The sequence below is a fragment of the Bacillus sp. FSL K6-3458 genome (assembly GCF_038005045.1).
Taxonomy (GTDB): domain Bacteria; phylum Bacillota; class Bacilli; order Bacillales; family Bacillaceae; genus Bacillus; species Bacillus altitudinis.
In genome coordinates this window covers 3,069,931-3,089,369 of record NZ_JBBOSI010000001.1, presented here as the reverse complement: position 1 = coordinate 3,089,369, position 19,439 = coordinate 3,069,931, and the positions used below count along the sequence as shown (strand labels likewise).

At 40.0% G+C, this 19,439-nt stretch carries 17 protein-coding genes; 9 read left to right on the top strand and 8 right to left on the bottom strand.

The genetic code is table 11. The features are described from left to right. The first annotated feature begins 349 nt into the window (after positions 1-349). The 3 genes from MHH23_RS16290 (at position 350) to MHH23_RS16280 (ending at position 5,618) form a co-directional block, all read left to right on the top strand. Entirely contained in the window at positions 350-2,107 is a 1,758-nt protein-coding gene (locus tag MHH23_RS16290; RefSeq protein WP_024719974.1) for an ABC transporter ATP-binding protein, read from the top strand. Further along, the gene (locus tag MHH23_RS16285; protein ID WP_340959843.1) at positions 2,104-4,119 is read left to right on the top strand and encodes an ABC transporter ATP-binding protein; all 2,016 of its coding nucleotides are present in this window, start codon (positions 2,104-2,106) and stop codon (positions 4,117-4,119) included. Before MHH23_RS16290 ends, MHH23_RS16285 begins: the two co-directional genes overlap by 4 nt. A gap of 146 nt (positions 4,120-4,265) precedes the next feature. Next, entirely contained in the window at positions 4,266-5,618 is a 1,353-nt protein-coding gene (locus MHH23_RS16280; protein WP_340958755.1) for an IS1182 family transposase, read from the top strand. A gap of 206 nt (positions 5,619-5,824) precedes the next feature. On the opposite strand, the gene MHH23_RS16275 is transcribed toward MHH23_RS16280, so the two are convergent. From MHH23_RS16275 to MHH23_RS16245, 7 genes are all read right to left on the bottom strand, one after another. After that, on the bottom strand, positions 5,825-6,442 hold the full coding sequence (locus MHH23_RS16275) for an NAD(P)-dependent oxidoreductase (protein WP_008348943.1): 618 nt from the start codon (positions 6,440-6,442) through the stop codon (positions 5,825-5,827). Positions 6,443-6,730: 288 nt separating this feature from the next. Continuing rightward, complete coding sequence (locus MHH23_RS16270) at positions 6,731-6,934, bottom strand: alpha/beta-type small acid-soluble spore protein (protein WP_340959841.1); 204 nt, start codon at positions 6,932-6,934, stop codon at positions 6,731-6,733. A gap of 226 nt (positions 6,935-7,160) precedes the next feature. Further along, entirely contained in the window at positions 7,161-8,267 is a 1,107-nt protein-coding gene (locus MHH23_RS16265; RefSeq protein ID WP_340959840.1) for an ABC transporter ATP-binding protein, read from the bottom strand. 137 nt (positions 8,268-8,404) lie between these two features. Then, positions 8,405-9,280 (bottom strand): helix-turn-helix domain-containing protein, encoded by an 876-nt coding sequence (locus tag MHH23_RS16260; protein WP_340959839.1) that lies wholly within the window; start codon positions 9,278-9,280, stop codon positions 8,405-8,407. 20 nt (positions 9,281-9,300) lie between these two features. Then, the gene (locus tag MHH23_RS16255) at positions 9,301-9,510 is read right to left on the bottom strand and encodes a YheE family protein (RefSeq protein WP_008348933.1); all 210 of its coding nucleotides are present in this window, start codon (positions 9,508-9,510) and stop codon (positions 9,301-9,303) included. A 145-nt stretch (positions 9,511-9,655) separates the two neighbouring features. Further along, positions 9,656-11,011: a YheC/YheD family endospore coat-associated protein gene (locus MHH23_RS16250; RefSeq protein WP_340959838.1), complete on the bottom strand. Its 1,356-nt coding sequence runs from the start codon at positions 11,009-11,011 to the stop codon at positions 9,656-9,658. Next, positions 10,968-12,074 carry a YheC/YheD family protein gene (locus MHH23_RS16245; RefSeq protein WP_340959837.1) on the bottom strand — a complete coding sequence of 369 codons (1,107 nt, stop codon included), beginning with the start codon at positions 12,072-12,074 and terminating at the stop codon, positions 10,968-10,970. The genes MHH23_RS16250 and MHH23_RS16245 overlap by 44 nt, the downstream gene beginning before the upstream one ends. A 214-nt stretch (positions 12,075-12,288) precedes the next feature. On the opposite strand from MHH23_RS16245, the gene MHH23_RS16240 reads away from it, so the two are divergent. From MHH23_RS16240 to MHH23_RS16215, 6 genes are all read left to right on the top strand, one after another. Next, complete coding sequence (locus MHH23_RS16240; protein WP_274661003.1) at positions 12,289-13,422, top strand: DUF445 domain-containing protein; 1,134 nt, start codon at positions 12,289-12,291, stop codon at positions 13,420-13,422. Between the two features lie 122 nt (positions 13,423-13,544). Next, positions 13,545-13,901: a YlbF family regulator gene (locus MHH23_RS16235; RefSeq protein ID WP_008348927.1), complete on the top strand. Its 357-nt coding sequence runs from the start codon at positions 13,545-13,547 to the stop codon at positions 13,899-13,901. A gap of 68 nt (positions 13,902-13,969) precedes the next feature. Further along, positions 13,970-14,116: a hypothetical protein gene (locus MHH23_RS16230; RefSeq protein WP_008348925.1), complete on the top strand. Its 147-nt coding sequence runs from the start codon at positions 13,970-13,972 to the stop codon at positions 14,114-14,116. 231 nt (positions 14,117-14,347) lie between these two features. Then, positions 14,348-15,214 (top strand): Cof-type HAD-IIB family hydrolase, encoded by an 867-nt coding sequence (locus tag MHH23_RS16225; protein WP_340959835.1) that lies wholly within the window; start codon positions 14,348-14,350, stop codon positions 15,212-15,214. 113 nt (positions 15,215-15,327) lie between these two features. Next, a complete protein-coding gene (locus tag MHH23_RS16220; RefSeq protein ID WP_340959834.1) occupies positions 15,328-16,827 on the top strand; it encodes a coproporphyrinogen III oxidase in 1,500 nt (499 codons plus the stop codon). Positions 16,828-16,902: 75 nt separating this feature from the next. Beyond that, on the top strand, positions 16,903-18,177 hold the full coding sequence (locus MHH23_RS16215) for a lysine N(6)-hydroxylase/L-ornithine N(5)-oxygenase family protein (RefSeq protein ID WP_340959833.1): 1,275 nt from the start codon (positions 16,903-16,905) through the stop codon (positions 18,175-18,177). A 36-nt stretch (positions 18,178-18,213) separates the two neighbouring features. On the opposite strand, the gene MHH23_RS16210 is transcribed toward MHH23_RS16215, so the two are convergent. Beyond that, positions 18,214-19,437 carry a cation:proton antiporter gene (locus MHH23_RS16210; RefSeq protein ID WP_007497140.1) on the bottom strand — a complete coding sequence of 408 codons (1,224 nt, stop codon included), beginning with the start codon at positions 19,435-19,437 and terminating at the stop codon, positions 18,214-18,216. Positions 19,438-19,439: the final 2 nt, after the last annotated feature.

Below are 19,439 nucleotides of genomic sequence, written 5' to 3'. Positions count from 1 at the left end.
TCAAACTGCATGAATGGGTTGATTCACGTGACAATTACACCTTCATTGGTCATTGAAAAGGGACTCGTATGTTCCAATTGATCGGATGAATCAAGGCGTATGTTGCGTATTTGTCAACATGCGCCTTTTTATCATGTATAAAAGAGGCGTACCAGTTAGCTGGTTGCCTCTTTTTTTGTTGTATACATTTCGTATCTCGAAATAATGGAATGCATCAACAACTAAATGAAGAGGAGTGAAAGCATGTGAACATGCCAAAGGCAAGACAAATGACAAAAGTTCAAAAAACGAAACAAGGTGACAATCAGGAAAATATAGAAAGCGGCTAGCTTTAAAAGGAGAGACAAACATGTTTTCAGTATTTGTGAAATTAGGCTGGTTCTTTAAACAAGAGTGGAGGCGCTATACAATCGCCATTACGCTGCTGCTCATTGTGAATGTGCTTGAAATGCTGCCACCGAGGTATCTAGGTCAAGCAGTTGATGACATTCGGTCTGGTCAATTTACAACATCCAGTATCTTATTTTACGTAACCATTTTTTGCTTACTTGGTGTCAGTGTCTATGCGCTCACCTACTTTTGGATGTATCAGTTATTTGGCGGCGCAAATGTCATGGAGCGTGTGATGCGCGGAAAATTAATGCGCCACTTACTTAAGATGACACCCACCTTTTATGAAAAGAAAAAAACCGGAAATTTAATGGCGCTAGGTACAAATGATTTGAATGCTGTGGCTTTAACAACAGGCTTTGGCGTTTTAACATTAGTCGATTCCACTGCTTACATGCTGATGATCTTTTTTACGATGGGGTTGACGATCAGCTGGAAATTAACTTTAATGGCCATTATTCCGATGCCGCTGATGGCGATTTTGATAGCGTTTTATGGCAGTAAAATTCATGAACGCTTTACAGTCGCTCAAGATGCATTTGGTGATATGAATGATCGTGTATTAGAATCAGTTGCCGGCGTTCGGGTAATTCGGTCTTTTGTACAGGAAAAACAAGATGTGAATCGCTTTCGAGAAATGACAGATGATGTTTTTCAAAAAAATATGAGAGTAGCGATCATTGATTCATTGTTTGAGCCGACGGTGAAATTGCTTGTGGGGATCAGTTATTTAATCGGTATCGGTTACGGCGCATATCTTGTGTTCCAAAGTGATTTAACCATTGGTGAGCTTGTCGCATTTAACGTCTATCTGGGGATGATGATCTGGCCAATGTTTGCCATTGGTGAATTAATTAATATCATGCAAAGAGGAAATGCCTCATTAGACCGGTTGAATCATACACTCAGTTATCAACCAGATGTAACTGACGCAGCCAAGCCAAAAAGATTACAAGAGCCTGGCGATATTCAATTTGAACATGTGACATTTAGGTATCCAACTTCCTCTAAAGATAATCTAACGGATGTCTCCTTTACTGTACGAAAAGGGCAAACGATTGGTATTACAGGAAAAACGGGAAGCGGAAAAACAACGATTGTCAAACAGCTTCTTCGTCAGTATCCGACAGGTGATGGGAAGATCTTGCTTTCAGGTGTTCCAATTGAGGACATTGAATTGGATCAACTGTTTCAATGGATTGGCTATGTTCCGCAAGATCATGTCCTTTTCTCAAAAAGTGTAGAAGAGAATATGCGTTTCGGTCATAGAGACGCGAGAGAAGCTGAATTAGCACAAGCGATTAAAGATGCTTACTTTGAAAAGGATTTACGCCTTTTACCAGAAGGCTTGGAAACAATGGTTGGAGAAAAGGGAGTAGCGCTGTCAGGAGGACAGAAGCAGCGGATTTCCATTGCACGTGCTTTATTAATTGACCCAGACATTTTGATTTTGGATGACTCGTTATCTGCAGTTGATGCAAAAACAGAAACGGCTATTTTAGAGAATTTAAGACAAAATCGTCATGGAAAAACGACATTTATTACAACCCACCGTCTATCAGCTGTAGAGCATGCGGATCTCATTCTTGTCATGGAAGAAGGACGTATTGTTCAAAAGGGAACCCATCAAGCGCTTATTCAGCAAGACGGATGGTATAAAGAGCAATTTCTGCGTCAGCAGCTGACAAATCAGCTGGAAGGAGGGGATGAGGCATGACAACAGGGAGAAGACTTCTTGCCTATGCACTCCTGTATAAAAAAGTATTGTCTGTTGCTTTGATCTTTCTCATCATTGCAGTTGGTGCTGAGTTGACAGGACCTTTCATTGGGAAAAAAATGATTGATGATCATATTTTAGGTGTAGAAAAACCGTATGTTGAGGTAAATGAAAAAACAGATAAAACGGTTTATTACCAGGGAAATAACTATATAAGAAGTGACCGGCTACAGAATCAAAATGAAGCTGGAAAGCAAATCAATGTCGTGCAAGTCGGATTTGGGTACTATTTTGTGAATGAACCGATTCGATTTGACGGGAGCCGGACAATAGAAGGGGATCAGCTCACCATTGAAAATGGGAGCGAGCGTGAGACGTATCAGGTACAGCGTTTATCCAAAGAGGAAATCTTCGCTTTTTATCAGCCGGAAATCAGTGGTTTGGTACAGCTTGTTCTATTTTATTTTGGGATGCTCGTCATTGCGATTTTCTTTCAATATGGGCAGCACTATTTACTCCAGCGTATTGCAAATCGCATTATTCAAAAAATGCGAGTGGACGTATTTGAACATATTCAAACGCTTCCGATTCGGTATTTTGATAATTTACCGGCTGGAAAGGTTGTCGCGCGGATTACGAATGATACAGAAACCATTCGTGATTTATATGTCACAGTACTCGCTAATTTCGTCACAAGTGCCATTTACATGGTTGGAATTTATATCGCCATGTTCTTATTAAATGTGAAGCTGGCGCTTATTTGTTTAGTGGCTGTTCCGATTATTTTCCTATGGTCGATGACTTATCGAAAGTTTGCGTCGGTTTACAATCACCGTATTCGTTCCATCATTAGTGAAATTAATGCCAAGCTAAATGAAGCCATTCAAGGAATGACGATTATTCAAGCATTTCGACATGAACAAGCAACGAAAGAAGAATTTGATGAGCTGAATAACAATCACTTTCGATATCAGCGAAAGATGCTTCATTTAAATTCACTGCTTTCACATAACTTGGTGAATCTGCTTCGGAACTTAGCATATGTCGCACTCATTTGGTATTTTGGCGGCGCGTCCTTAAGTGCGACGGGCATTGTGTCGATTGGGGTGCTCTATGCATTTGTCGATTATTTAAATCGTTTGTTCCAGCCGATTACAGGCATTGTGAATCAATTCTCTAGATTAGAATTAGCCAGGGTTTCATCTGAACGGGTCTTTCGATTATTAGATGAGCCAGGTACTGAAGTGGAAGAACCAATTCAGAAGAAACTAGAGGGACACGTCCAATTTCAGGATGTTACCTTTGCGTATAATGAAGGTAAAAATGTATTAAAGAACATCACCTTTGAGGCGAAAAAAGGTCAGACGGTGGCACTCGTTGGACATACCGGTTCTGGGAAAAGTTCGATCATGAATTTGCTGCTACGTTTTTATGATATTCAGCATGGGGACATCCTCATTGATGGAGAAAGCATCTATGATCAGTCGCGCCAAACGCTGCGTAAACAAATGGGCATTGTACTTCAAGATCCTTATTTATTTTCTGGAACGATTGCATCCAATGTCAGTTTGGGAAATGAAGACATTAAAAGAGAAACGATTGAAACATCGTTAAAGCAGGTGGGCGCAGCAGAACTATTAAAGCATTTGCCTGAAGGGTTTGATGAACCAGTTGTTGAAAAGGGGAGTACTCTTTCCTCTGGGGAGCGTCAATTGATTTCATTTGCCCGTGCACTGGCATATGATCCAGCGATTTTAATTCTAGATGAAGCGACGGCTAACATTGATACAGAAACAGAAGCCATCATTCAACGGGCACTAGATGTCGTCAAAGAAGGACGAACCACTTTTGTCATTGCACACCGATTATCTACTATTAAGAAAGCTGACATGATTTTGGTGTTAGAAAAGGGTGAGATTGTCGAGCGCGGCAGCCACGAAGAGCTCATGGAGCAAGGCGGACTGTATGCGCAAATGTACGAATTACAAAAGGGAACTGTGACGAGCAGCTGATAGGATAAGCAGCAAAAGCCTCTTTCAATTTGAAAGAGGCTTTTCAGGCTGTCGAGAAAATCTCGACAGCTTTATTTTTCCCCTTAAATTTTCCACTACCCCATTTTATAATAGAGAAAAGCATACTAAAGGAAGGTGTTTTTCTCATGTTCCACACTAGAAATTCTTCTCAGCACGAAGCCGAATTTGTATTACTAGATCAACTGGTCGAAGAGGATCACCTACTTCGTAAAATTGATCAATACATTGATTTTTCATTTATCATAGACAAAGTAAAACCATATTATAGTGAGAATAAAGGTCGTCCTTCTCTCGATCCACTCATTTTGTTCAAAATGATGTTCATCGGATACCTGTATGGTATCCGTTCTGAAAGACAACTTGAAAAAGAAATTTACTATAACATGGCGTATAGATGGTTTTTAGGTTTGAACATCAATGACCCCGTTCCTCATCACTCGACCATTAGCTGGAATCGTCGTACTCGATTCAAAGATACAACGATTTTTCAAGACATTTTCGACGAGATCGTGCTTCAAGCTATCAATCATGATATGGTAGGAGGCCGCGTTCTTTTTACTGACTCCACTCATCTTAAAGCCAATGCCAATAAACATAAATATATGAGAAAAACGATTGAGCAGGATACCCAGAACTATATAAATGATTTAGAAGAAGCGATCCAAGAAGATCGGGTGGCACACGGAAAAAAGCCCTTAAAGGTAAAAGAGGAGGTGAAAACGGAAAAAGACATTCGTCAAAGTACGACTGATCCTGAAAGTGGCTATCTTTATCGTGAAAACAAGCCAGAAGGCTTTTTCTACCTAGACCACCGTACAACGGATATGAAGTACAATATCATCACGGATGCCCACATCACGCCCGGTAATGTCCATGATTCTGTTCCGTATCTTGATCGGTTGGATCACCAAATCGCACGATTTGGTTTTCAAGTAGAAGCTGTTGCCCTTGATTCTGGTTATTTGACAACCCCAATCTGTAAAGGTTTATCAGATCGCCGTATTTTTGGTGTCATCGCACATAGACGCTTTCATCCAACAAGAGGTTTATTTGAGAAGTGGAAATTCAAGTATGACTCTGAACATGATCATTACATATGCCCAAATGGTGAGAAGCTATTATATACAACAACTGATCGAAAAGGTTATAGGTTCTACAAATCAGATCCTAAAAAATGTACATCGTGTCCTTTCCTTGAAAGATGCACAAGGTCGAAAAATCATCAAAAAGTCATCTCAAGACACATATGGGAAGAACATAAAGAAAGGATCAGACAAAATCGTCTATCTGTCTCTGGAAAAGAGCTATATAAAAAAAGAAAAGAAAAAATAGAGCGAAGCTTTGCAGATTCAAAACAACTGCACGGGCTTCGCTACTGCCGGTTGAGGGGAAAACAAAATGTGAGTGAGCAAGTGCTTCTCACAGCTGCCTGTCAGAACATGAAGAAGATTGCCACACATCTAGCGAAGCTAGGTTAGGTGTGTGGGAGGCCTTTTTCATTCAATCTCATCCATCATCATTACGATGAAAATAAAAAAGATTGTAGAAAAACATGAGTTTCTCTACAATCTGAAAAGCCTCTTTCAATTTGAAAGAGGCTTTTTCATGGCAATGAAAAAAGTCGAGGCTTCATGATATGATCTCGACTTTTACTGGTTGTATATCATTTACACGAACTAAATGGTCAATAAGCGATACCGACACGTTGATGCACAAATTCTTTTGAGTTTAACTGCTGATACAAAAAGTGTGCGGTATCTTCAACTGAGATTTTCTGTCCATCTATAGGGAGAAAATTCTTTTCATAGCGATATGACCGTGTCACTTCTCCATCTGGTAAATAGGTTGGGCAAATGATTGTCCAATCTAGTTCAGTTGATTGAAGAATTTCAAATGCTTTGGCATGTTCTTTAGCAGCTCGGGAAGTGGTTCGCCTTGATTCATTTGTTTCAAAGCGGTAAAGCTCAGGCTGCTGCCTTGCTTTCAAAATCCCCGCAGTGCCAATCGTTATAATTCTTGATGTTCCTGTTTGCTTCATGGCTTGTACGATATGCTCCATTGAAACAGATAAAGTATCATCACCATCTGTTGATAGACAGCTCACGACAATATCTGATCCTTTAATTGTTTCAAGCACATCCTCTTGATTTCTGGAATTGCCGGTGACTTGAAACATACCCGCAAGCATTTCTTCCCGGTTTGTCCGAATTAACGAGCGAACCATGTAACGATCATCTTCTTTTACGAAACGAAGAAATGCTTGTCCTACACGTCCATGAGCACCGAAAAGAGCTATTTTCATCTGATCGATCCCTCCACTACATACTATAAGTGAAAAGAACTTAAAATGGTACAGTTTTATGTCATGCTTTTTTTATAAAGATGAAAGGACCGAATACTATGAGCATATTCACATAATAGAGAGAGACCGACAAATTGTAGAAGTTCAAAATTCACACCTGAAATAATGTCCATGAAGATCCGCTCCTTTCTAACTAATACATCATATGAATTCAAAAGGAATCGGTGAGGGATAAAACCAAAAAAAGAAGACACCATAAGAGGTGCCTTCTATGATCCAGATATGAAATTAAGCTTTTGTTCCGCCAAGGTTTTGCTGAGCGTAAGATACAAGACGTTTCGTGATTTCTCCACCAACTGAACCGTTAGCACGAGCTGTTGTTTCTGCTCCAAGGTTTACACCAAACTCAGAAGCGATTTCGTATTTCATTTGATCGATTGCTTGCCCTGCTCCAGGAACTAGTAATTGATTTGAACTATTAGAATTTGCCATGATGTGAATCTCCTTTTTATATATGATTTTTTTGGTTGGGTTTGCTGGAGTCGCACCAGCGAAATGACCAAGTCATTTGCCACTTGGCGAAACCCAATGCGGTAACTGCTTTGTACTAAATATTATGGTTCGCTACGAAAAAAACATACGGAAAAAGAACATGGTAAATGTTGTTTTCATATACAAAAAACCACCACCCAATGGTGATGGTTTGTGGAACGTCTTCTTATTCAGCTGAGCGGATGCGGAGCTCAGTCTCTGTATCAAAGAAGTGCGCTTTATTCATATCAATGGCAAGAGGGATCGTCTGACCTGCCTGAATATCTGTGCGAGAATCAACACGTGCAATAAACGTTTGACCAGCGAGAGAAGAATAAAGCATCGTTTCCGCTCCCATTAATTCAGCCACTTCTACGTTTGCTTCAATTTTTGTTCCTTCAGAAGCCTCTATAAACACAGGCTCATCATGGAAATCTTCTGGTCTGATGCCTAGAATCACATCTTTTCCGATATAGCCCTGACTGCGTAATACTTTCATTTTTCCTTCTGGTACACGAATGTGCGTATTCCCAATGGCAATGGCTCCGTCAGACAGTTTTCCTGTAAAAAAGTTCATCGCTGGAGAGCCAATAAATCCTCCTACAAAGACATTCTCTGGGTTTTCATACACATCCTTTGGTGCGCCAACCTGCTGAATAAAGCCATCTTTCATGACAACAAGCCGAGAAGCCATTGTCATGGCTTCTGTTTGATCGTGTGTGACATAGATGAATGTCGTCTGCAGCCGCTGATGAAGTTTAGAAATTTCGGCACGCATCTGAACACGAAGTTTAGCATCTAAATTAGAGAGAGGTTCATCCAAAAGAAAGACTTTTGCATCGCGTACAATGGCCCTTCCAAGTGCAACACGCTGTCTTTGACCTCCAGACAATGCTTTAGGTTTTCGATCTAAGTATTGTTCAAGCCCTAATATTTTTGCAGCGTTTCGAACCCGCTCATCAATTTCTGCTTTAGGAAATTTTCGAAGCTTTAATCCAAAAGCCATATTATCGTACACATTCATATGAGGGTATAAGGCATAGTTTTGGAAAACCATCGCAATATCCCGATCTTTTGGTGCCACATCATTCATTCGCTTGCCGTCTAATAGAAAATCTCCTTGTGAAATTTCTTCAAGGCCTGCAATCATGCGGAGAGTTGTTGATTTTCCGCATCCAGATGGACCAACAAACACAATAAATTCTTTATCCTCAATATGTAGATTAAAGTTATCTACTGCTGTTACTTTGTTATCGTACACTTTATAAATTTGATTCAGCATCATTTCAGCCATAGGTGGTAGCCTCCCAGTCCTTTTTGAAAGCGCTTTACTTATAAATGAAGTGTATAAAAAGGAAGGGTGTCTGTAAATGGACAACGTGCACAACATCTTATTTTCATTTTTAGGCAAGGTGCTCATGTTAGGATCATTTAAGAAAGATCGAGAAGATTCATCATGAAATAAGCAGCTGACGCTTCTTGAAAATGCCGTATATCTAGTCCTGTCCGTTCAATAAATTTATCAATCCGATACTGGAGGCTGTTTCGATGAACATATAACGCTTTTGCTGCCTGCGATGCATTTAAATTACACTGCATATAGGTCGTGAGAGTCCGGTAAACGTCCCGATCAAAGATTGTTTCTATAAATGCATCTGAAATAGCGGCAGAAACCATGTCTGTATCATGGCGAATGAAAGCAGGTAAACATTGATAAAATGTTGCAACCCCTGACCTAAGTTTTCCTTGCTTCAGATGCCATAAGAAGAGCTGATGTTCATTTAATAATCTCATTTTTAAATTTCCATTCGGCAAATGCAGCTGTCCTTGCATGAAGACAACGTCTGTTAAAAAATCACTTGTGATGGCTTGAGACAAATCATGTAGCTGTTCAAGTTGACCATTTTCTGATGTAGCGTTTGTTTGAATGAGCATAGCTGTTTCAGTGCCTGTCCATAAGAAATGAATATGTTCGAGGCTGCTGTTCACAGCCTCTTTTATTTGCTGCCTTTGTTCTGCTTGGTGATCCATTTTAAAAAAATGAACACGGACGGATTGATCGATGGTGATTGATTTGTTTTCAAAGAGATAGCTGTACCATTTCTGTTCTTCTTCCGTTTCCAGCGTATGAGGTACATCAATTGGTGTGAGGAATGAATTGAGAAGAAGCGCTTCCCTTTCTGTTAGCTCCGTTTTGTTTACTCCGAAAATTTCGCCTTCGTCTGTTTGATACCAGAGAATTTGTTTATCATTTGTTGGTGAACTGATGATATGGTGTCCGTAAACAAGTTTTAGTTTTTCTAACATGGCGAGGCTCCTTAAACAGTTTAATCATACACATGGAATAGCATTAATTCGTGGATTTCTTCTTTTAAGGTTGGTTCAACTTCATGAGGCGGAAGCTGAGAGCCCCATTCAATATCACCCGTTTTGTGATAAATGCCTTCATAGTGTGAACCATTATGAAAAAAGGATATTTTCCAGCCAGGTAATTGCGCTTTTTTAAAGAGAGGTTTCCATTGAAAATGAGAAATCATATCATCATTGCCTCCTTGCTTTTATTGATGAAACAATAAATACACACGACAATACGGAAACAACCTTGAACTTGGTTTTATTGTATCTCATCTGATGAAAAGAGCATAGGGAAAGCACAGATTTCAGAGACATGAAAAGAAAACATCAATAGGCGTTTGCATGGTCTATAGGAGTAAGAGCCATTTGTGTTAGGTAAGATGCGTATTCAACGATTCTTTTCCCAATCAGCCATTCTGAGTGTTTCAATGGTGCATGCAGAAAAATCTCGCGGCCTGGACGAGAATTGGCTTCAAACATCCAGATAGCACCTAAGTGATCAATACCTAAGTCAAAACCAATTTCCCCAATCAGACCGGGCATTTTTTCATCTATCATACGACTAAGTGCGAGGGCAGTATCAGAGAGCTCTTGCAAAACCTTCAAACGTTTCTCTGCATCAGGAAAGATATCATACAGTGTTTTTACTGAACCACCATGCAGTTGATGGGTTGTGACAGTGTGATCTCCTGAAACTTTTCCAGCAGCGGCTGTAACAGTCCAATGACCATACTTATTTTTATTCGTATGAATTCTAAAATCCAGTGGTTGATTGTCTATTTGAAGAAGCTCAATGCCTTGTTGTGCAATCAAGTCGTGAATTGCACAATCTTCCCGCAGTTTTTTTACGAAATGGTCTACGGAATGATATGAAGTGGATTTCCCTTTATTTGAGCAGACAGTGACCCCGTTTTCCGTCTTCTTTAACTGATAAATCCCGTCTCCGTGACTGCCGTTTGTTGGTTTTAAATAAATGACATGATGCATATGAAGGAGTGTTTCTATTTTATTTAAAGCATCAACAGGATCTAATCGTATAGAATGTGGTAAGAAAGAGCTTGTTTTTTCATCTGTTAATAGCTGTTCATGAATGTCCCATTTATTAAAAAAATAAGGGTTGAACCAAGGGATATCGTAATCTTGAGTGAGTTTTCGTTTTGTTTCTTGAATGAATGCCGACTGAGCAGCCTTTCTATTAGGCAGCCGGTCATAAACAACGGATGGGAGGGGCATCTGCTTTTTTACCCAGCGCTCCTCTTGGTAAAGCAAACCTTCTACTATTCCTTTATCCCAATCGATAGAATGAGTACCAAAAAGATATGCAAAACCAGCATGCTGCCTGCAAGATTGCAGCAATTTCATAAAATAGGAAGATCTTGCGCCTAAAGGTGCTGTATTTTGTTCGAATCCTGCAGTGAAAATGCCGATGAGAGGTCCTATATAGAGTGTATGTTGAACTAATATGACATCAGCTTTCGTTTTGTATGGAATGAATAAAGCGCGATAAAGGTCTTCTGATAATAAAATCATTTGAGATTGATGATAGGAAATGGCGAAATCATCTACTAAACAAGAACCTAAAGCAATAGATAAAATTGCCTCCTGCTCTTTAAACTGAGCAGGGAGATATACTGTTTTTTCACTTGCTGAATGAGGAGCGATGATGTAGCGTTTTCTCTTCATAAGGAACCTCCTTTTCTTCAGCCATCATCGATTTGGCATGTTCAAGTATGGTCTGAATCAATTGATTCTCCCTCTCAGGGTAAGCTTTTAAAAAAGAGGATCGTCCTGGCTTTGATCTTACATTTGAGATGAAAAGTCTGCCTTCATTTGTATGAAGCAAGTCTATAGCGAATTCAATACACGGTGAGAAAGTTTTGTCTATAAACGCTGGAAGAGATGATTGAATGGAGGCAATATCATCTAACAACAGCTCCTTGATGTGTGGCTTTAATGAGTTTAAATAGTGATCAAAGGCTACCACATGAATGGAATTTTGTGTATTGCTTAAAAGGCTGTTTTCTACTGATGGTTTTGTATGAATCCCCATGCTATTCCATTGATTTTGTGAATTTTTTATAAGAAAAATCCTAATTTCATTGAATATAACGTCTTTTTGATCATTCGTGTTAAAAAATTGAAGGAAAGATCGGCCGATATACTTTTTGCACCAGCGTTCAACCTCTGCTGAATGTGAAAAGGTGATGATTTGCTTAGCGTTTAGCTGCACAGTAATGAGTGATTTGTCTTTTAAAGAAATGAAGCAAGAGGGTGCTGCGTGCTGTTGAGAAAGCGGCTGTATTTTACAATATCCGCCCTTTCTGACCAAGTTGAGCAGGTCTGAAGGCTCTGTCAATAGAGAGCAGACAGGTAAGTATTGTTGTAAAGAAGGGAGGAGACGGAGCTGCTCGAATATCCGCATTTTATTTGAAATTCCAGTATTCAAAAAAACGGTTTTTGGATACTTTTTTAACCAATTCATGATAGGTTTTGCTTTTTTAGATTGTGCGTCATGCTGATAAAGACAACGATCATAAATCAAGTCAGGAATCTGAAATTCTGACGCTTCAAATCCTTTGCCAGTCTTAAATTTTTGACCGTGAATGACATTTGAAGCAGGCTTTAAATCTAGAGGTGAAAAACGAACAAATTCTAAATCAAAAGAAGAGGCTGCTTTGGCAAGCTGATGTGTGAATGCTTCTTCATGCTTCGGAGAAAGAGTGACAATGCCGAGCGTTGACGTCATGAAACAACACCTACTTTTCAAATTCTTTTTTTAACATCTGAAAAACACTTTTTGTTGATTTTACATAAACTTGGCGTTCCTATATCATTACGACAGATCGTTGTCTCATATGTCACATTGAATGCTTCATTTGCTTGGACTCTTGACAACAACTATAATACGTATAGATAAAAACAATAAACTTCAGGTGTTGTTTGAAAGGTAGATGACGACTTTGGATATATTCACAACGTTTATCTTTATGATTGTGATAGGTGCAGTGATAGGGGCAGCAACAAACCATCTCGCGATTAAAATGCTTTTTCGTCCGTATAAGCCATATTATTTATTTGGGAAGCAGCTCCCATTTACACCGGGCCTCATTCCTAAAAGAAGAGATGAAGTAGCCAAGCAGGTTGGCGTCATGGTGATGGAGCATTTACTAACGCCAGAGGGCATTAAAAAACGATTTGAATCATCAGAGGCAAAGCAAGAGATATTGCGGACAGTGCACCGATATATTGATAAAGGTGCTGATATGGAAATGACGGTTTTCTCCATGTTAGAAAAATACGGTTTTTCACAGGCTGACGTTAAAGCTGACGCAAGGCTTCATCAGTGGACTGATCATAAGCTCCACTCACTGCTTGAAAAGTATGATCAGCAAACGTTGTCTGAGCTGTTGCCACAGGATGTAGAAAATAAGCTTGCATCAAAAATTCCAGATGCCGCAGATTATATTTTAAAGAGAGGCATTCATTATTTTGAAAGTGATGAGGGAAAAGCAAGACTCGGTCATATGATAGATGATTTCTTAAAAGAACGAGGAATGCTTGGCAGTATGGTCCAAATGTTTTTAGGGAATTCAAGCTTAATTGATCGCGTGCATCCTGAAATGATGAAGTTCTTAAAGAATGCAGAGACAAAAAGGTTTTTATCAGATTTACTTGTTCAAGAATGGGACAAGGTAAAGCAATTTTCTTTACATGAGCTTGATGAAAAATGGAATGTGAAGGAGCTTCTATTTAGTGTGAAAAAGCAATTGCTTTCACATTTTTCTACAAAGGTGCTGTTAGATAGACCAGTAGGAGTTTACATCAGTGCAGTAGCGGATGATCTTAAGACCAAGTTTGCTCCATCTCTCATTGATAAAGGGATTGAAGCCGCATCTAATGCGCTTGAGGGACTGCTCGCAAAGCTCCAATTTGAAGAAATTATTCGTGAACAAATTGAACTTTTCCCGCTTGAAAAAATGGAAGAGCTTGTAATCAGCATATCTAATAAGGAGCTGAAGATGATCACATTTTTAGGCGGTCTTTTAGGTGGATTGATCGGTGCTGTCCAAGCGATTTTTGTCACCTTATTCTAAGGCAAGATCGAGAAATTTCGATGAATTTATTGTATATATGTGAAACGAAAGCCATAGTTTGTTATAGTGGAGTGGTGTCCGCCGATCCATATCGGTGATAACGGATAGAAAGGAGACATAACATGTCTGTAAATCTTTATGATGTTGCATATGACCTTGAAAAAGCACTGCGTCATAGCGAAGAATATTCAGCGTTAAGAAATCTTTATGATGAGGTAAACGGGGATGAATCCTCTAAAAGAATGTTTGAGAACTTCCGTGACATTCAAGTAAACCTTCAACAAAAACAAATGACTGGCCAAGAGATTACACAAGAAGAAGTAGAGCAAGCGCAAAAAACGGTTGCACTTGTGCAGCAGCACGATAAAATCTCTCAGTTGATGGAAGCAGAACAACGCGTAAGTGTTCTCATCGGTGAATTAAATAAAATTATCATGAAGCCTCTTGAAGAGCTTTATGGAAATACTGAAGAAAATTAATTGAAAGGGCGATCATATTCGCCCTTTTTTTCATTCATATCGCCGCTTGTATATCTTTAAAAAAGGGGTTGTCGAAGCTCGTAAATTCTGCGATAATACTTATTGAAAGTGCTTTCAAAAAGCGCTATCGTGATGAATTGGGTGCGTTCCACTTTGGATTTACGGCGATGAGCCAAATGAGAGAGAAGCGCTTCTGGGAGAAAAGCAAAGCATAAGGGGATATGATATAAGCAATGCTTTGGTGTGTGAAAGATGAGGGGATCATGGGGAGCTTCATCACGCCATTGTTACGCATCCAAACCATACATAAAAAAAAGCCTAGGGGTAGGCTTTTTTTATTTGCGATTGAGGCATAAAACAAGGGCTGCTTCAACTGCATGTTCTAAAGCGCTAAGCTAGGGCATATCCTCATCGTAAGTACAGTCATCAAGAAGGGGGATGCCTCAGTGTCAAAAAAGCTACTTGCACTCAATATAGATGGAACGTTGCTTCGTTCCAATGGGAAAATCCATTCCGCTACAAAAGAAGCTGTGGAATATGTTAAGAAAAAAGGGGTTTACGTGACGATTGTCACCAACCGTCATTTTCGATCTGCACAAAAAATTGCCAAGGCGTTGAAAATACCAACTTCAACTCTTGTGACGCATAGTGGTGCATTTATCGCTGATAAGCTTGATGAGCCGCTCCATGTGAAGAAATTAACGGAAGAGAAAACATTTAATCTTGTGCAGATCCTTGAAAGCTTTGATTGTAATGTTCGCTTGTTACATGAAAAATTCTCAATCGGCAATCGGAAAAAAACACAGTCTCAACTGATGGGAAAAACGTTGATTCATCCGTCTGATCCCATTTTCTATCCCGTTCAATTTGTTGAATCATTAAGTGATATGCTTATGGATGAACCGGTTAGCACACCTGTCATTGAAGTGTATTCGACGGCAGCACTTCAGCCTGAAATCCACACAACCATTCAACAAGCATTCCCATCTGTTGATCTGATTAAGATCAGTGATGAGAAAATGAACATTGTATGCAAAGGGGTATCGAAAGAAGCAGGACTTTCTCTTTTAACCTCAGCACTAGGTTTTACATTAGAAGATACGGTCGTGATCGGTCACGGGACAGACGACATCCCGATGCTTGAGTTAGCTGGCTTAGGCGTTGCGATGGGGAATGCACCTCATTCGGTCAAACGTAAAGCCGATTGGGTGACACGTTCTCATGATGAACAGGGTGTTGCTTATATGATCAAAGAATACTTTAGAATGCAGCAAAGGGAAGGTTTTTTACATCAATTTGATATTAATCGATAATATAGTGAAGGCCCTGTCTATTAAGAAATGGCAGGGCCTTCGTCTGTTCTCTTCATTGCTTTTCCTAGATGAATTTTGTAAAATGAAACAAGTTTGAAGATAAAGGTGATACGATGCGAATTTTAGTTAAAGGGCTGTCTAATGAACGATTTCATCGACCGCTTGTCAATATAGCCAATTTATTCGAAGAAGATAGTGAAGTGCTGTTTGATTCAGGTGAAGCAAACGATGGTCTGGTTATGGTGTTTGATTGGAAAGAAACCCATGGTAGGGTGGAAGCTTCTGGCCATATTGCTGGATCAGATATGACGAGTTGTTTTACAAGAGAGATGCCAGAGGGCTTGAATGAAAAAGAGCGATGGAAGCAAATCAAAAACACGGTGCTGTCTGTTTATTTACATCTGCTTCAGGAATATACAGGAATGACGCAAAAATGGGGGATTCTAACGGGGATACGCCCTACGAAATTACTTCATAAGATGCTAAGAGAAGGCATGACAAAGGAAGAAGCACATGCAGCGTTAAAGCGCGATTACTTGATTCATGATGAAAAGATCAATTTGATGCAGGAGATTGTTGATCGTCAAATCAAAGCCATTCCAGATCTGTACGATCTACAGGAGGAAGTGAGTATTTATATCGGTATTCCTTTCTGTCCAACAAAATGTGCTTATTGCACGTTCCCTGCTTATGCCATTCAAGGACAAGCTGGAAGAGTAGGAACGTTTCTTTTTGGGCTGCATTATGAGATGCAAAAAATGGGCGAATGGTTAAAGGAACATGGGATTAAAGTGACGACTGTTTATTTTGGCGGAGGTACTCCAACGAGTATTACAGCAGAAGAAATGGATTTGCTGTATGAGGAGATGTATCGCTCTTTTCCAGATGTGAAACATATTCGGGAAGTCACTGTAGAAGCGGGAAGACCTGATACGATTTCACCTGATAAGCTGGAGGTGCTCAACCGTTATCATATTGACCGGATTAGTATCAATCCGCAATCATATGAGAATGAAACATTGAAAGCGATTGGCCGGCACCATAGTGTGGAAGAAACGATTGAAAAGTATCATTTATCAAGGCAGTATGACATGAATAATATTAACATGGACTTAATCATTGGGCTGCCAGGAGAAGGGCTAAAGGAATTCCAACATTCCTTGCAGCAAACAGAAGAACTGAAGCCTGAATCTTTAACGGTGCATACCCTTTCCTTTAAGAGAGCGTCTGAAATGACCCGCAATAAGGAAAAGTATCAAGTGGCAGACCGAGAAGAGATCACACGTATGATGGATGAAGCGGTTGCTTGGACAAAGGCACATGACTATCATCCGTACTATTTATACAGACAAAAAAACATTTTGGGGAATCTCGAAAATGTCGGGTATTCGTTAGATGGACAGGAAAGTTTGTATAATATTATCATTATGGAAGAGGTGCAGACGATCATTGGCATTGGATGCGGCGCTGCGAGTAAATTCATTGATCCGCGAACCGGAAAAATTACGCAGTATGCCAATCCAAAAGATCCAAAGTCTTATAATGATCGTTATGAGCACTATACGGAAGAGAAGATTCAGTTTCTTGAGTCATTATTTGTTTCTCACATGTAAACACTGCGGTGACGCAGTGTTTTTTTCATTTGTAAAAGGGTATATAGGGGGTAAAAAGGTAAAGCAGGTGTACATATGATGGATGTGATCGGAATTGGGATTGGGCCAGCAAATTTAGGATTGGCCGCTTTATTAGAGGAGTATGAAGATGTGACATGCTGTTTTTTTGAACAGGAAACCGAATTTGCTTGGCATCCTGGTATCCTCATCAAAGGAACGGACTTACAAGTTTCCTTTCTAGCGGACCTTGTGACAATGGCTAATCCAAGGAGCAAGTATACATTTTTAAATTATTTACATGAATCAAACAGGCTTCACCGATTTTATACATTTGAACAATTTGATATCCCCCGGAGAGAATTCAATGAGTATTTATCATGGGTTGCAGGTGAATTAGATAGCTGTCAGTTCGGGATGAAGGTGGAAGAAGTGACCGACTGTGAAGACGGGTATCTTGTAAAAGTTCGGCGGTTGAAAGATGGATCGCTTTCTGAATATCGTGCAAAGCATGTCGTCCTTGGAACGGGAAGCAAGCCGATGATTCCTGTCGATGTGCCAGAAGCTGCGTTGCCGCATGTGACCCATAGCAGCCGTTATATAGATCAACAAAAAGAACTTCATGAAGCTGAAACGGTGGCGGTGATTGGTTCAGGTCAGAGTGCAGCTGAAATTTTCTTAGACCTGCTTCAGCATCAGAAGAAAGGACAGCAGCTTTCGTGGTTTACACGTTCAAGTGAATTTAGAGAACTAGAGACAGCGGAGCTTGGTCAGGAGCTATTTACACCTAAGTATGTTGAATATTTTCATTCCCTTCCTTATGAAGAACGGATGAACACATTGCCTAGACTGGCAGGATTAAGGAATGGCATAGATGCATCGACGCTTTCTCGTATTTATCAGGAATTGTACCATCGCTCCGTTTCAGGTGAAGAGCCTTCTGTACTCATTCAGCCAATGACTGAGCTTGAAGCGATACATATGGAGGATGAGCAGCAGTTAGAGCTGCATTTGAAACAATGGCAACTGAAGAAAGAAAAGAAAATGACAGCCGATCATGTGGTATTGGCTACAGGATATACGCCTAATATTCCGGAATGGTTTAGCGCATATGAACCATTGATTGAATGGGAAAGCGATGAGCATTTTAAAGTGACAGACGACTTCAGGCTTGTGTTTAAAGACAAACGGTCTCATCATTTCTTTACATTCACGAACCTTGATCACTCTCATGGAACAGCGGCGACCAATTTAAAACTATCGATCTACCGCAATCAGAAAGTCATCCGAACCATTCGCGGGGATACGAAAGAACAAGTAAAGCAAGAAACAGCATTTCAGCAATTTGAATAGATATAAAAAAGGGCCCCAGCACTGGGCCCTTTTCAATTAAATGGTTGTTTCTCTTTTTACTTTTGGTTTTTCAGTTTTCCATTTGAAGATTTTGTTTAGGATTTGATAGATACGCTTTGATTCTTTCGTCACTAGCGGTCCTAAAATCGCAAGGATTAATACATATAATGCAGCAAATGGCTTCAATGTAGCGGCAAGCCCGCCTGCAATCCCAAGTTCGGCTACAATGATGGAAAACTCTCCTCTTGATACGATGGTTAATCCAATATTAGAAGAAGCTTTATGAGAGAAACCGGCTCTTCTTCCAGCAAACATCCCGGCGGTGAAGTTCCCAATTAAGGTGAGAATGACAGCGCCGATCGCAAGCCAGAAGGCATCTCCTAATGTAAATGGATCAATACTCAATCCGAAGCTGAAGAAGAACATGGCGCCAAAGAAATCTCTAAAAGGAACAACGAGATGTTCAATGCGGTCTGAGTGTTCTGTTTCTGAAAACACAAGACCGAGTAAGAGAGCGCCAATGGCCTCTGCGACATGTATCGTCTCTGAAAAACCAGCCACGAAGAACAAAGCGGCAAAAATGACAATGATAAATACTTCATTTGAACGGATATCGAATAGTTTGTTTAATAGTTTTGGCAGCTTACGTGCGATGATAAAGAAAATCATCATGTAACCAAAAGCGATTAAAATAGATAATAAGGCACCGCCAACGGACGTGGCATCTCCAAGGACAAGACCGGATACGACAGATAAATAGACGGCGAGAAAAATATCCTCAAACATAATAATCCCAAGAATTAACTCTGTTTCAGGGTTCGCTGTCCGTTTTAAATCGACAAGGACTTTGGCGACAATGGCGCTGGATGAAATGGTGATAACGCCTGCCATAATGAGAACTTCAAGGAATCCAAAGCCTGTGATAAACCCATACAGCAATCCTAAGCTAAAGTTGATCAAAATATAAATAGATCCGCCGACTGCAATGGATTTACCCGATTTTATGAGTTTGCCGACAGAGAACTCAAGCCCGAGGTAGAATAGAAGGAACAGGACACCCATTCTACCAAAAAACGAAATAATCTCGGTGCTCTCGATAAATTTCAAATCAATGATCCCGATGGTTGGTGCATGCGGACCAACAATCATCCCGAGGACAATGAGAAAAGGAATGATAGAAAATTTAATTTTATTGGCGATTAAGCTGGCAATGGCGATGAGAATAAGCGCAGTTCCAACTTCAAAGACTAAATGATCCATTC

Bases quoted from the DNA above. Each gene is read 5' to 3' on its own strand.
- MHH23_RS16290 (WP_024719974.1), top strand. From the start codon at position 350: ATGTTTTCAGTATTTGTGAAATTAGGCTGGTTCTTTAAACAAGAGTGG.
- MHH23_RS16285 (WP_340959843.1), top strand. From the start codon at position 2,104: ATGACAACAGGGAGAAGACTTCTTGCCTATGCACTCCTGTATAAAAAA.
- MHH23_RS16280 (WP_340958755.1), top strand. From the start codon at position 4,266: ATGTTCCACACTAGAAATTCTTCTCAGCACGAAGCCGAATTTGTATTA.
- MHH23_RS16275 (WP_008348943.1), bottom strand. From the start codon at position 6,442: ATGAAAATAGCTCTTTTCGGTGCTCATGGACGTGTAGGACAAGCATTT.
- MHH23_RS16270 (WP_340959841.1), bottom strand. From the start codon at position 6,934: ATGGCAAATTCTAATAGTTCAAATCAATTACTAGTTCCTGGAGCAGGG.
- MHH23_RS16265 (WP_340959840.1), bottom strand. From the start codon at position 8,267: ATGGCTGAAATGATGCTGAATCAAATTTATAAAGTGTACGATAACAAA.
- MHH23_RS16260 (WP_340959839.1), bottom strand. From the start codon at position 9,280: ATGTTAGAAAAACTAAAACTTGTTTACGGACACCATATCATCAGTTCA.
- MHH23_RS16255 (WP_008348933.1), bottom strand. From the start codon at position 9,510: ATGATTTCTCATTTTCAATGGAAACCTCTCTTTAAAAAAGCGCAATTA.
- MHH23_RS16250 (WP_340959838.1), bottom strand. From the start codon at position 11,011: ATGAAGAGAAAACGCTACATCATCGCTCCTCATTCAGCAAGTGAAAAA.
- MHH23_RS16245 (WP_340959837.1), bottom strand. From the start codon at position 12,074: ATGACGTCAACGCTCGGCATTGTCACTCTTTCTCCGAAGCATGAAGAA.
- MHH23_RS16235 (WP_008348927.1), top strand. From the start codon at position 13,545: ATGTCTGTAAATCTTTATGATGTTGCATATGACCTTGAAAAAGCACTG.
- MHH23_RS16220 (WP_340959834.1), top strand. From the start codon at position 15,328: ATGCGAATTTTAGTTAAAGGGCTGTCTAATGAACGATTTCATCGACCG.
- MHH23_RS16215 (WP_340959833.1), top strand. From the start codon at position 16,903: ATGATGGATGTGATCGGAATTGGGATTGGGCCAGCAAATTTAGGATTG.
- MHH23_RS16210 (WP_007497140.1), bottom strand. From the start codon at position 19,437: ATGGATCATTTAGTCTTTGAAGTTGGAACTGCGCTTATTCTCATCGCC.